This window comes from Amycolatopsis sp. (genome assembly GCF_035546795.1).
Lineage (GTDB): Bacteria > Actinomycetota > Actinomycetes > Mycobacteriales > Pseudonocardiaceae > Amycolatopsis_E.
Genome location: NZ_DASZWC010000012.1, coordinates 1 through 12,570, shown reverse-complemented (window position 1 = coordinate 12,570; position 12,570 = coordinate 1). Strand labels below are relative to the sequence as shown.

Here is a 12,570-nt window from a genome sequence, read left to right as displayed (position 1 = left end):
GCGAGAGGTTCATTTTCCCCGTCGCACCACCGCCGGTTCTCCGTTGTCGGGGATGACGGCCGTGTCCCCATCGGTGTCCGTCCGCGTGACGAGCGCCCCGTCCGCGGTCAATGTGTCCACAGTGGACTTACTCGGGTGGCCGTAGGGATTGCCCGCTCCGACACTGATCAGCGCTAGTCGCGGTGCCACCGCCGCCAGGAACGGTGGAAGCGAATAGCGGGATCCGTGGTGCGGCACTTTCAGCACGTCCGCACGCAGATCGACACCGTCGGCGAGCAAATCGCCTTGTGCGAGCAGTTCGACATCACCGGTGAGCAGTACCTTGCCGGCCGGGGTGGTGGCCCGCAGCACGACCGAGGTGTTGTTGATGTTCGTGCCGTCGGAGTCGCTGTCGTCCGGGTTCGGGTTGATGTATCGCGGTCCGAGTACCTCCAGGGTCAGGCCCGGAAAATCCAGGCGTGTACCGAGTTCCAGTTCCACCAGCGGGACGCCATGACGCGCCGCCACATCCGATACCTGCCGCCACGCCCAGGCCGGCGTGCGGCCAGGCCCGACCGCGATCGCGCCGATCGAGCGCCCGGCGAAGACCGAGTCCAGACCGCCGATGTGGTCGGCGTGCAGGTGGCTGAGGACCACCAGCGGTATCCGGTCGACGCCGAGCCTGCCAAGGCATTCGTCGGCAGGCCCTGCCTCGGGCCCGGTGTCGACGAGGATGGCCCGCCCAGCTTCGGTCGTGGACAGCACCTCGGCGTCCCCCTGCCCGACATCGCATGCCACGAAGGACCAGCTCGCCGGCGGCCAGCCCGGCGCGATCACCCTCACCGGCACCACAATCAGCAGTACGCAGACCAGGATCAGCGCCAACCCGATCCGCAGACGCGGCCTTCGCACGGCGAGCGCGAGCACGACGAGGGCGACGAGCGCCAACGCCCCGCCGGACCAACCGCCGGGCCACGGCAGAACCGCGCCCGGAATACGTGCGGCGTGCTTCGCCACGAGCAATAGCCAGTCGGCCTCCGGCCCCGCCGCGTGCGCGATCACCCTGGCCGCCGCCGGCCAGAACGTCGCGAACACCGCGGTCACGACTCCGATCACGGTCGCCGGCGCCACCACCGGCGCCGCGAGCACGTTGGCCGCGATGGAGACGACGCTGACGGTGCCCGCCATGCCCGCGATCACCGGCGCCGTCACCAAGAACGCCGCGAGCGGGACTGCGATCCCTTCGGCGATCCCCGGCGGGACACCACGACGTGTCATCGCCTGGACCCATCGTGGGGCAAGCAACACCAGCCCGGCGGTCGCCAGCACTGACAACGCGAAACCGAAACTCACCGCCATCGCGGGGTCGTACACGACAAGCACGCACACTGCCGCCGCCAAGGCCGGCAGGACGGATCGCTGCCGCCCCAAGGCAAGCGCGAGCAGACCGACGGCGCCCATCACCCCGGCCCGCAGCACACTCGGCTCTCCACCGGTGAGCACGACGAACCCGATCAACGCCAGACCAGCGACCGAGGCCGACGCACGCGGCCCGACACGGAACGCTCGCAGGAGCAAGAGAACCGCACCCGCGATCACCGCGAGATTGCTACCGCTGACGGCCATCAGGTGCGACAGGCCGGCATCGGTGAACTCGCGCTCGACCTGCTCGGAAACTCCGCTGGTGTCGCCGACCACCAACCCCGGCACGAGAGCCGCAGCGTCCGGCGACAACACCGAAGCCGCCTCGCGAAGAGCCATCCGGACAGACTCGGCCGCACGCTGCCACCACGGCGCCTGCCCCGCGTCGGGCGGCGGACCTCGCACGTACACCGCACTGACTGTCAGGTCCGCACCCCGCGCCGGCGCGAGCGAGCCCTTCGCCGTGACTTCCTGCCCTGGCAACACTTTCGCCCACTGCGGGTAGGGCGCGAGCAGCACGACCCTGCTCGCCGAAGCGACCGGATGCCCAGCCGACTCGCCACGCACGACCGTCGCTGCCACGACGACCGTCCGAGTGCCTGCCTGCTGACCGGCATAGCCGGCCGAATGCACCGGCTTCGGCCGTGCGTCCACGGTGACTCGCAACGTGACCTGCGCTCCACGAGCGGCGAGCGCACGTAGCGGGTCTTGCTGGGCATGCACAAGCCGGATCGTCAAGGGGCCCGCGAGGAGCAGCCCGGCAACGAACAGCGCTGCGGCCCCGGCGAACCAGCGTGGTCTGGTTCTGCGCCAGCGCCACAACAGGCCTGACGCGATCGCTACTGCTGCTATCGCGCCGACGAGCGCGGCCCACCAGCCCCAGAGGAGCCCGAGTAGGACGCCGATCCAGAGCGTGATCGCCGCGGGCACGAGGCGGAAATCCTGCCGGGGCGCCGTTTCGAGCTGGTCGATCATGACACCACCGGGTTGGCAGCGGTAAGCCGGACCGGGCTCAGCTGCCCGGCGAAACCGTTCGATGTGGCGGAGCAAGCCGCCATGAGGTGCCCGGCAGCATCGGCACCGAGCCGAGGCAAGTGGCCGGCATTGCTCGGTACGGAACGGAAATCGCGGTGTGCGAAGGAGGCGATCATGAGACCGTCACTTGGTCACGGAGGCGGGAAAACCTGGTGGCACCGATGCCGTCGACTTCCTGCAACTGATCGACGCTGGCGAAGGACCCGTGTTGCGTGCGCCAGTCGACGATGCGTTTCGCGGTTACCTCACCGATCCCGGGGAGGGAATCCAATTGCTCGGCCGAGGCCGTGTTCAGATCGATTTTTCCGCCAGGAGCGGCAGGATCCGCCGGATTGGCCGATTGCGCGGCAACCGCCGCCGGCGGGGCTGGGATGCCGACGTAGAGCTGCTCGCCGTCGGCGAGTTTGCGGGCGAGGTTCAACGCGGTGACGTCGGTGCCGTCGACGGCGCCGCCGGCCGCGCGCAAGGCATCCGCGACGCGTGCGCCGCCGGGGACTGTGACCAGCCCCGGGTTCCGCACTTTCCCGACCACGCTGACGACCAACGAACTGTCCGCAGCCTTGGACGGCGTCGCGGCGAGCACCGAAGGCGTGTTCTGCGCAGCTGGGAGCACCGGGGCTCGTTCCGGCTGTGGGCTGCCGCCGAGGAGCAGGATCGAGCCGACGACGACGGCCACCACCGCGATCAGGGCGGCGGCGACCGCGGCGGATCTCCGGCGTACGGGACTTCGGGAGAGCGCGGCAGGCACCCAGCGTTCGACGAGCCTGCCCACGACGGGCGGCTCACGCTGACCGGCGCGCGCCTTGTCGGCAAGCTGGTCGAGTCGGGTACGGGCTGGGGTTTCGGGAATGGTTTGTTCGAACACGCTTTCGACGCTACGAGGACGGCCCGGGTGAGGAAAGGGGGAATCGGCGCCGCTGTGGATAAGTGGGGGTATGTGGATAAACCGCGGACGGCGACGTGGCCACGCCGCGTTTCAGCAGCTTCCATGAGCGCGATTCCTTTTCCCACAAGGAGATCAACCCGAGAAGTCCGGCTTTCGTTGCACGACGACGCCGACGACGCCAGGGCCGGTGTGCGCGCCGATCACCGCGCCGAGTTCCGAAACCAGGCAGCCACCGGAAACGGTCAGCCGCTCTTCGAGTGAATTCGCCAGCAACGCCGCACGGTCCGGCGAGGAGAGGTGGTGCACCGCGACTTCCACCGGCCCGTCCTCGGCCGCCTGGCACGCGAGTTCGACCAGCCGGGCTATCGCGCGGTTCATGGTCCTGACCTTCTCCAACGGCGCGATCCGCCCGTCGTCGATGTGCAGCAACGGTTTCACCGCCAGCGCCGTACCCAGCAGCGCGGCCGCAGCCCCGATCCGCCCGCCCCGCCGGAGGTACTCCAAGGTCTCGACCACGAACAACGTCCTGGACGACCCGGCGGCCGAGACAGCCGCTCGCTCGACGTCCTCCGGCGCCGCTCCGGCGCCTGCGGCCTGCGCGGCGTGCAGCACCGCGAAGCCCAGCCCCATCGCCGTTGTCCGCGAATCGACCACGCGCACGATGTCCGGCCCGACCTCCTGCGCGGCCAGCACGGCGGACTCCCAGGTGCCCGAGATCTCGCTCGAAAGATGCACCGACACGACCGAATCCGCGCCCTCGGCCAGCGCCTCGCGGTACGCGGCGGCGAATGCCCCCGGCGTCGGCCTGGATGTCGTGACGATCCGCCGCCGGCCGAGCGCCTCGGCGAGCGCGACCGGGCCGACGTCGATGCCGTCCAGCGCGGCCGCGCCGTCGATCAATACATGCAGCGGAACCACCCGGACGGCGAACCGCTCGGCGAAGCCTTCCGGGAGATGGGCGGTGGAGTCGGTGATGACGGCGACCGGCACGACCGCCAGCCTACGGGGCGCCGGGTGGATCGTCGGGGGTCAGCAGCGGCCCGATCAGGGTGGCCATCGCCTTGCCGACGGACGCGTGCCCCTCCCAGCCCCAGTGAATACCGTCGGGATTGCCGCGTCCGCTCAGGACGTGCTCACCCACCACCGCGGCCAGGTCGAGCAACGGCACGTTCACCCGCTCGGCCCATGACGCGAGCGCGGCCGCGGTGGCCGCGCGTGCCGTGTGCACGCCGCCGTAGGACGCGGCACGGTGCACACTCGGCAGGATCCCGATGATCGGCAGCTCCGGGCGCAACACGCGCAACGCCCCCACCGCCGTGTCCAGGTAGTGCACTGTCAGCTTCGTCGGTAGCACCGTCGGCCGGCCTCGCAGCGCCACGGCCAGCCGGGGCTGCGCGGCCAGATAGGCGTTGCGCACCACCCGGCGCAGCCCGTCGGGACGCAGATACCGCAACCCTGTGCGCAGATACGTCGGCAGCGGCGAGGGCAGCGTGTCCATGCTTCCCACGGCCAGCACGACCGCGTCGACGTGGTGGAGATCGGCCCACACCCGGGGGTCGCCGATCAGGGACCACCACGCGTCGCGTGCCGTCCAGCCGATGCCCGCGACCAGGTCCGCCTGTCCTCCGAGGGCGGCAGCCGCGATGTTGGGCCACAGCCGCGGCTCGTCGGCGGCGCACGGACCGTCCGGGCCGTGGAAACTCAGCGAATCGGCCAGGACGAGCAGCCGCGGCTTCACCCCGGCATACCTGCGTTGTAGGCGCTGAGCCGCCAGTTCCCGTCGCGGCGCGTCAGCTCCACCCAGTGACAGTTGCGGATGCCGCCCAGCTGCGGCCAGATCGCCACCGGCAGGTCCAGCAGCCGCGCCGTGAGCGCCGTGATGAGCCCGCCGTGCGCGGCGAGGAGCACCGTCTCCAGCTCATCAGTGGAAGCCAGCTGGTCGTTGACCACCTCGGCGGCCCGTTCGGCCACCTCGACGCGCGATTCACCGCCCGGCGGGGCCCACGTCGCGTCCACGCGCCAGCGAGCCCGCTCGCCGGGGTACTCGGCGTCCACTTCGGCGCCGGTCATCCCCTGCCACTCGCCGAGATGGGTCTCCCGCAAGCGTTTGTCGATACGCAGCGGGACCCCGATCGCTTCGGTCAGCACCGTCGCGGTGTCGGTGGCGCGGTGCAGGTCGGACGCGATCACGAGGTCGGGCTCGAACCGGGCCAGCCCCGGCACGGCGAAGCGCGCCTGGTTCCAGCCGACCTCGGTCAGCGCCGAGTCGAGGTGCCCCTGCATCCGTCCGGCGGCGTTGTAATCGGTCTCCCCGTGCCGCCACAGCACGAGGCGCTGCAGACTCACGTGGCGTCCTCGCCGGCGGCGGCGAGGCCTGGCACGTCGATCCGGGGGCAGTCCTTCCACAGCCGTTCGAGCCCGTAGAAGGAGCGCTCCTCGTCGTGCTGGACGTGCACCACGACATCGACGTAGTCCAGCAGCACCCAGCGGCCCTCGCGGGCACCTTCACGGCGCACCGGTTTGTGGCCGGCGAAGCGCAGCTTCTCCTCCACGCTGTCGACGATGGCGCCCACCTGGCGCTCGTTCGGCGCGGAGGCGATCACGAACGCGTCCGTGATGACGAGCTGATCGGAGACGTCCAGCACCACCACGTCAGTGGCCTTCTTGTCGGCCGCCGCGTGCGCGGCCACGCTGGCCATCTCACGGGCCTGGGACGTCGCTGCCACTCCTGCTCCCTCACGGATCGGCGTCTGTCGGTTCGTCGAGGGTACCTGGCACCCCCGGCGCCCGGCGCACGACGGCTTGGATCATCGCCTCGAGATCGTCCAGGTCGGCCTCGAATTCCGCGTCCCAGTCGACCGGCCGCGCGAGCCACTCCCCAAGTGCGGCGTGGCCGGGCAGCGCGCGGCCCGCCGCCTCGTCGCGGCGGCCTCGCGGGTTGAGCTCCTGGAAGCGCCCCGCGGTCTCGGAGACCGCGAAGCCGATGACGAACGTGCTGACCATGCGTTCCAGCCGCGGGATCTCCGCCTCGGGCACCCCGGAGTCCAGCAGTGCGAGATAGATCCGGTCGACGCTGCCGACCGCGTCGGACGAGATGGCCGGGCGGGCGAACAGCAGCGTCGCGGCCCAGGGATGGCGGTGCACGAGCTTGCGCGCGGCGTGGGCTAGGTCGCGCAAGGAGCGACGGGCCTTGCCGGCCGGGAGATCCGCGAGCAGTCTGCCCACCATCGCGTCGAGCAGCCCGGTCTTGCCGCCGACGTGCGGATACAGCGCCATCGGCGTGACGCCGACGCGCTCGGCCACGGCGCGCATGGACACCGCTTCGAGCCCGCGATCGTCGGCGATGGCCACCGCCGCGTCCAGGATCTCTTCCCGCCTGCCACTCATGGGTATACAGTGTAGATCTATACGGCGTAGATCATCTTTGGGAGGCGGTCATGCTTCGCGTCGAAGGGCTCCGCAAACGCTATGGCGCCCAGCACGCGCTCGACGGTTTCGACCTCACCGTCGAGCCGGGTGAAATCGCCGGCCTCATCGGGCACAACGGCGCGGGCAAGACCACCTTCGTCGAAGTGGTGACCGGGCTGGTCCGCCCCGACGCCGGACAGGTGCTCGTCGGCGGGCGGCCAGCCGCACGGCCGGTTCGCCGGAAGATCGGCTACGCCCCGCAGGAAACCGCGCTGTACCCGAGCTTGACCGTGCGCGAGAACATGCGGCTTTTCGGCGCTCTCGCGGGATTGCGCAAGGCACGGGAGGCCCGGATCGAAGGCCTGGCAAGGGAACTACATCTGTCGGACTGCCTCGACAAGCCCACCGGACTGCTTTCGGGCGGACAACGGCGACGTGCGCAGGCCGCCACAGCGATGATCGGCGCCCCTCCCCTGCTGCTGCTCGACGAGCCGACCGCGGGCGCGGATCCGCAGACCCGCGCAGCGCTGCTCGACGCCGTCCGATCCCGCGCGGACGCCGGTGCCGCGGTTGTATACACAACGCATTACCTGCCGGAGCTGGTCGATCTGGATGCCACGCTCGCCGTCGCCCGCGCAGGTCGCATCGTCGCCCGCGGCACTCGCGACGAGCTGACCCGCGACCTTCCCGGCGAACTGCGCGTCGCCTTCGACGAGACACGGGAGCTGCCCGCGCCCCTGCGCGAGCGGGCGCGAACGGTGGACGGCGAAATCCGGATCACCACCGCCGACGCCCCGTCCGACCTCGGCGCGCTGCTTGCCGCCGGCCTGATGCCGGTCGCGGTCGACGTGCGACGGCCCGACCTGGATGACCTCTACCGTTCCCTGGAGACCGTCGATGCCTGAAGTGACCGCCCTGATCCGGCACAACACCACGCTCCTGCTGCGCGAGCCGGGGCCGTTGCTGTCGCGGATGATCCTGCCGCTGGCATTCCTGCTGACCCTGCGCCCGCTCTACACCGCGGCACAGGGCACGGCCGGCGGAACGACGCAGGCCGTACTCGGCGCGCTGATCACCTTCTCCCTGCTGGCGATGAGCATCGTCGGCGCCTCGGTGCTCAACGAACGTGTCTGGCACACCTGGAACCGGCTGCGCGCCACCGCCCTGCGCCCCGCGGAACTCCTTGCCGGGAAAGGGATCCCCGTCCTGGGCGCGTTGCTCGCGCAACAGGCGGTGGTGCTCGTCTTCGGGATTCTCGTGTTCGGCATGCCGGTGGCCGCTCCGGCTTTGCTGGTGATTTCGCTACTGGCTTGGACGCTGCTACTGCTCGCGCTCGGCGCGACGCTCGGCGTGTTCGCGAGCAGCTATTCCGCGCTCTCCGCCGACTACGACATCGGCGGCCTGTTGCTCAGCAGCCTCGGCGGTGCGCTCGTGCCGATCACCGCCATGCCCAGCTGGCTCGCCACCATCGCGCCCATTTCGCCCGGCTACTGGGCTGTCACGGCATTGCGGGGCGCAGTGCAGGGCGACGCGGCGGCCGCGTGGCGGGGATCCGGCGTACTGCTGGGCTTCGCCGTCGCCGCGGCGTTGCTCGCGGGCTGGCGGATCAGCCGCGGCTGGGGCCGTTCGGCGAAACTGTGACCGTCATTCCGGTTTGCGGTACAGCTTCCGCTTGTCCACGTACCGCACGACACCGTCGGGCACCAGGTACCAGATCGGCTCGCCGCTCTCGACGCGTTCCCGGCAGGCCGTGGACGAGATCGCCATCGCGGTGACCTCGACGAGGCTGACCTTCCCGCTGGGCAGGTGGTGGTCGTTGAGCCGGTAGCCGGGCCTGGTGACACCGATGAAATGCGCGTAGGTGAACAGCTCGTCGGCGTTGTGCCAGGTGAGGATCTGCTCCAGCGCGTCGGCGCCGGTGATGAAGAACAGCTCGTCCTCGCCGAACTCCTGGTGCAGGTCGCGCAGGGTGTCCACTGTGTACGTCTCGCCACCGCGGTCGATGTCCACGCGGCTGACCGAGAACACCGGGTTGGACGCGGTGGCGATGACTGTCATGAGGTAGCGGTCCTCGGCCCTGGTCACCGTGCGGCTGGACTTCTGCCACGGCTGGCCGGTGGGCACGAAGATCACCTCGTCGAGGCCGAAGCGGGCCTGGACCTCGCTGGCCGCCACGAGGTGGCCGTGGTGGATGGGGTCGAAGGTGCCGCCCATGACCCCGATACGCCGTGGTGACATGGGTTCGAGCGTATATACCGGGCGTGCGCGGGCCCTTCCCCGCTCCCCGGTCGAAGGGCCCACGCACCGTTGCCGCCGGTGGCCCGAGGGGAGCCTCCGGAGGCGTCCGGCCCGTCGTACACGGGCCGGAGCACTGAGTGAGGCGCCTTCGGGCGACCCCGGACACGGCACTCCGACCTGTGTTACGCGTCACATTACGCATGAATGGACCGTTCATGCACTTTCCAGGCTGAGGTTGTCGGACGGATGCCGTAGAAGTGGACGCGTGGACCTCCAGCAGTTACGAGAAGAAGCCGAAACGTCGCTCCGTGCACTCGCCGGTGCGGACGCCGAGCTGCGCGAGGACCAGTGGGCGGCCATCGCCGCACTGGTCGCCGAGCACCGGCGTGCGCTGGTCGTGCAACGCACCGGCTGGGGCAAGTCCGCGGTGTACTTCCTCGCCACCGCGCTGTTACGAGCCCGCGGCGCGGGGCCGACGGTGATCATTTCCCCGCTACTGGCGTTGATGCGCAACCAGATCACGGCGGCCGCCCGTGCCGGGATCCACGCGGCCACCATGAACTCGGCCAACCCGCAGGAGTGGGACGAGGTGCAGGCACGCATCGCGGCCGGCGAGGTCGACGTGCTGCTGGTGAGCCCGGAACGGCTGACTCTCCTGAGCGGCTTTCGGACTCCAGCAGTGTCTCGGGCTCGATCAGGCACCGCAGCTTGATCTTCACGGGCGGTGGAGCCGGGAGGGGCGTGCTGCGCTCATGAACCAGGGCTTCCATCGCCCGCTCCAAGAAGCCTGACTTCCTCCACCGCGCCCAGTAGGTCTGGAGCGTCGCCGGGCTGCCGAACACCGAGGGGACGTTCTGCCACGGAGTGTCCGTCCGCACCTTGTAGAGGATTCCCTCCAGCACCGTGCGAGGCGAAAGGTTTCGCGACTTCCAGTCGACGAGCGAGGCGACCTTCTCCCAGCCGTCATCAGTCAAGACGGGAACTTCGAGCCCCCGCTCGGAAAACCAAGCGGCGAGAGCACACGGCTGACCCTTTCGGCCTTGAGGAGCGTCGCCGATAATGGTCACCTCGGATTGGAGCAGGACCATGAACTCGCGCTGCTTCTCCAGAGGCATGTTGTGCAGCCGACGGTTCGCCATCTCGGCAAGGTTGATGAGGTGCGTGATCCGTTCCCCGGCAGCGTCGGACTCGTCCCGCCAGGAGGCGATGTCTGAGCGATCCTTCTGGAGCTTGGTCAGCTCTTGCTGGAGTGGCGCGACCACTGCAGCGACCCGCTTCTCGGCTTCCTCTTCCGAAAGCTCCTCGTCCTCCAGCGCGATCTGCTTGGCAGTCATGCTGATGGTGATGTTGACCGCCTTCTTCTGAACGGCGATCTGCTTGTCCAGTTCCGCGATGCGTTCGGCGAAGCTGATTCGGCTTTCTGAGCGAACACCGATCCAGTCGTCGGCCATTGCCTTGAGCTGGTCCAGATTCCCGAGAAGGCCTTTAACCTTCTTCCACGCCTCGTCCTCGATCGGCTCGGCTCGCAGGTGTGCGCAGTCACATGTGGGAGCACTTGGGTATGCAGCGGTACGCCCTTGGCAGCGGTACTGCTTTTCGCGGCGCCCCTTTCCCCCTCCGACATAGCGCTTTCCACACGGGCTGACAATCGCGCCGCTGAGGGTGTAGATGCGAGATGTCGGCGGCTTACGGGGAGGCTTCTTGTTGGCGTTCTTGAGTTCTGCGACTTCTTCTGGGGTGAAGATCGGATCGAGCTTGATGACGACGGGTTCTCCGTAAACGGGGTTACCGTCGGCGTCGCGCTGTACGTAGCGCGAGCCCCGGAACATCTGGCGAGCTTCCAGGACGATGTCGCTCAGGATCTGCTGCCGCACCGAGTGGTAGCTCCAGAGGTCGCCGTTGCGCTTTCGGTAGCCGTCGGCGTTGAGCGCCTTGGCGACTTCTTCCCAGTCGCGCAGCTCGACGTAGTGCTTGCGGCCTTGGCGGAGGCAGTCCGCTTCGTGCCTTATGGTGCAGTCTGAATGGCAATCTTTCGAGTCGTCGATGGCGAGGCGTGACTCGCCCTTGATCCCCTTGTTGACGACTCGGTAGCCGTAGGGGATCTTGCCGCCGATGTAGCCGCCGTCCTCAGCCTTTTCCTGGAGACCTCCTTGAGTCCTCTCGCGGATGGTCTCGCGCTCGTCTTCGGCGCGGTCAGCTTCTTTGCGCATCCGGGAGCGGCCTTCGGCGGTTGTGTTGTCGTAGTCGCCCTTGACGATGGCCACGAAGACGCCGAGGTCTTCGAGTTCCCAGACCCAAGGCCAGAATGCTCGTCCGGCGCGGCCGATGGCGCGCTCTTCGGGGACGCAGACGACATCGAAGGGGCGGGGCCTTTGGCGCGCGTCCTCCATAAGGCGATTGAGGTCGGGACGCTCGTGGGCTTCAAGGCTTCCGCTGAAGCCTTCGTCGGCGTAGGTGCCGACGTGGTCCCACTGCTTGTTGGCGATGTGCTTCTTGGTGCGCTTGCCGGTGTAGGAGATGCCGTAGCCCTTGACCTGCTCCTCGGTGCTGACGCGGAGGTAATCGACGGCACGAAGCCTGGTGGTGGTTGTTGCTCGGCATGCGGTTGTGCTGGCGCTTATGAGATTCTTCGACATGTCACCTCAAGACTGGCCAGGCCCGGAGTGGTAGCACCCACCGGGGTCACCCATATGATGGCTATCTTAGGCTGCCTCGTCATCAGCGTGAGGTTCGAAGAGGATCTCCATCACGCGACGGTAGGCGCCTGGGGGAAGTCGGAGCTTCAGCACCTGGGTGGCGGTCTTCGTGCGGCGCCCACTCAGTTCGAGCCGGAATGGCTCATGTGGCGCGATGAGCAGCACGCCAGCCCGTTCGAAGCGGCGCTCCACCTCAGCGGAATTGTAGCTGCGGCCTCCGATGCCGGAGATGTCCTCGCAGATGACGACGTCGAACCGGCGACCCGGGCGTTCGGCCTCCTCCAGCAGGTCGTGAATCCCGCCGTCGCGCGGGATGGGAATCTCGAGCATCCCGTGGGCATGGCCACGGCCCCGCTTGGCCAAGTCCATGCGCCCGGATTCGATGTCGTAGAAGTGCGCCACAATCACCGCCTGTTCAGGCAGCGCGAGCTGGCAGGTGCGCAGTTGCCGCGGCAGCGACAGCGTCGGGTCTTGTTGATCGTAGGTGGAGGCTCGTCCTGCGAAGGCGACTCGGATGATCGCCGACTTTTCACAGGTGACCGGCCCCGCCAGTGGATCTGTGCGATCTACGCGGCGTGGTCCTGCCCACTCTCGGATCGGCTCTGGCCTACCCACGCGATCACCTCCCGTGCTACTCGTGTCTGCTCCAGCTGCGCGTCGGCGCCTTCGGCGATCTGGATGTCGAAAAAGACCCGAGCGGGTCCTCCGCAGCGAACTGTCGCCGACGCGTTTCGCGTCGGCCTGGCTTCCCCTCCTGGCTGTCTACGGTCACTAGTGCACCCTCTTCCGTGCAGGCCCGCCAAGGGGGCTTGTGGTAGGAACTAGGCGGAAGCCGGGGTGACGGCCTTGTGCGGTCGCCCTTCGTGGGCTTGCATGACACTGCCGCCCCCGGCTTCCCCGGGACCG

General features: G+C 68.7%; 11 protein-coding genes and 2 pseudogenes. 3 read left to right on the top strand and 10 right to left on the bottom strand.

The features are described 5' to 3' along the window. Positions 1-9: 9 nt before the first annotated feature. The 7 genes from VHD82_RS08730 to VHD82_RS08700 all read right to left on the bottom strand — a co-directional run bounded on the left by VHD82_RS08730 (position 10) and on the right by VHD82_RS08700 (position 6,709). A complete protein-coding gene (locus VHD82_RS08730) occupies positions 10-2,376 on the bottom strand; it encodes a ComEC/Rec2 family competence protein (protein WP_325699286.1) in 2,367 nt (788 codons plus the stop codon). Positions 2,377-2,548: 172 nt separating this feature from the next. After that, positions 2,549-3,301 (bottom strand): ComEA family DNA-binding protein, encoded by a 753-nt coding sequence (locus VHD82_RS08725; protein ID WP_325699283.1) that lies wholly within the window; start codon positions 3,299-3,301, stop codon positions 2,549-2,551. A gap of 153 nt (positions 3,302-3,454) precedes the next feature. Beyond that, on the bottom strand, positions 3,455-4,312 hold the full coding sequence (locus VHD82_RS08720; protein WP_325699280.1) for a DegV family protein: 858 nt from the start codon (positions 4,310-4,312) through the stop codon (positions 3,455-3,457). 10 nt (positions 4,313-4,322) lie between these two features. Continuing rightward, positions 4,323-5,060 (bottom strand): diglucosylglycerate octanoyltransferase, encoded by a 738-nt coding sequence (gene octT / locus VHD82_RS08715; RefSeq protein WP_325699277.1) that lies wholly within the window; start codon positions 5,058-5,060, stop codon positions 4,323-4,325. Further along, the gene (locus tag VHD82_RS08710) at positions 5,057-5,668 is read right to left on the bottom strand and encodes a histidine phosphatase family protein (protein WP_325699274.1); all 612 of its coding nucleotides are present in this window, start codon (positions 5,666-5,668) and stop codon (positions 5,057-5,059) included. Before VHD82_RS08710 ends, octT begins: the two co-directional genes overlap by 4 nt. Then, positions 5,665-6,048 (bottom strand): ribosome silencing factor, encoded by a 384-nt coding sequence (rsfS, locus tag VHD82_RS08705; protein WP_325699271.1) that lies wholly within the window; start codon positions 6,046-6,048, stop codon positions 5,665-5,667. The genes VHD82_RS08710 and rsfS overlap by 4 nt, the downstream gene beginning before the upstream one ends. Before the next feature lie 10 nt (positions 6,049-6,058). Beyond that, positions 6,059-6,709, bottom strand: coding sequence for a TetR/AcrR family transcriptional regulator (locus VHD82_RS08700; RefSeq protein ID WP_325699268.1), 651 nt, complete (start codon positions 6,707-6,709; stop codon positions 6,059-6,061). Positions 6,710-6,759: 50 nt separating this feature from the next. Between VHD82_RS08700 and VHD82_RS08695 the strand changes: the two genes are divergently transcribed. Further along, on the top strand, positions 6,760-7,635 hold the full coding sequence (locus tag VHD82_RS08695; RefSeq protein ID WP_325699265.1) for an ABC transporter ATP-binding protein: 876 nt from the start codon (positions 6,760-6,762) through the stop codon (positions 7,633-7,635). Continuing rightward, entirely contained in the window at positions 7,628-8,371 is a 744-nt protein-coding gene (locus tag VHD82_RS08690) for an ABC transporter permease (protein ID WP_325699262.1), read from the top strand. Before VHD82_RS08695 ends, VHD82_RS08690 begins: the two co-directional genes overlap by 8 nt. A 3-nt stretch (positions 8,372-8,374) precedes the next feature. On the opposite strand, the gene nadD is transcribed toward VHD82_RS08690, so the two are convergent. Beyond that, positions 8,375-8,968, bottom strand: a complete 594-nt coding sequence (gene nadD / locus VHD82_RS08685; protein ID WP_325699258.1) for a nicotinate-nucleotide adenylyltransferase — start codon at positions 8,966-8,968, stop codon at positions 8,375-8,377. A gap of 265 nt (positions 8,969-9,233) precedes the next feature. On the opposite strand from nadD, the pseudogene VHD82_RS08680 reads away from it, so the two are divergent. Next, positions 9,234-9,617 (top strand): annotated as a pseudogene (locus tag VHD82_RS08680) (DEAD/DEAH box helicase); the annotation flags it as partial. Positions 9,618-9,750: 133 nt separating this feature from the next. Here VHD82_RS08680 and VHD82_RS08675 read toward each other — a convergent pair. Beyond that, positions 9,751-11,604 (bottom strand): annotated as a pseudogene (locus VHD82_RS08675) (recombinase family protein); the annotation flags it as partial. A gap of 66 nt (positions 11,605-11,670) precedes the next feature. Continuing rightward, positions 11,671-12,279, bottom strand: coding sequence for a hypothetical protein (locus tag VHD82_RS08670; protein ID WP_325699255.1), 609 nt, complete (start codon positions 12,277-12,279; stop codon positions 11,671-11,673). Between the last annotated feature and the right edge of the window lie 291 nt (positions 12,280-12,570).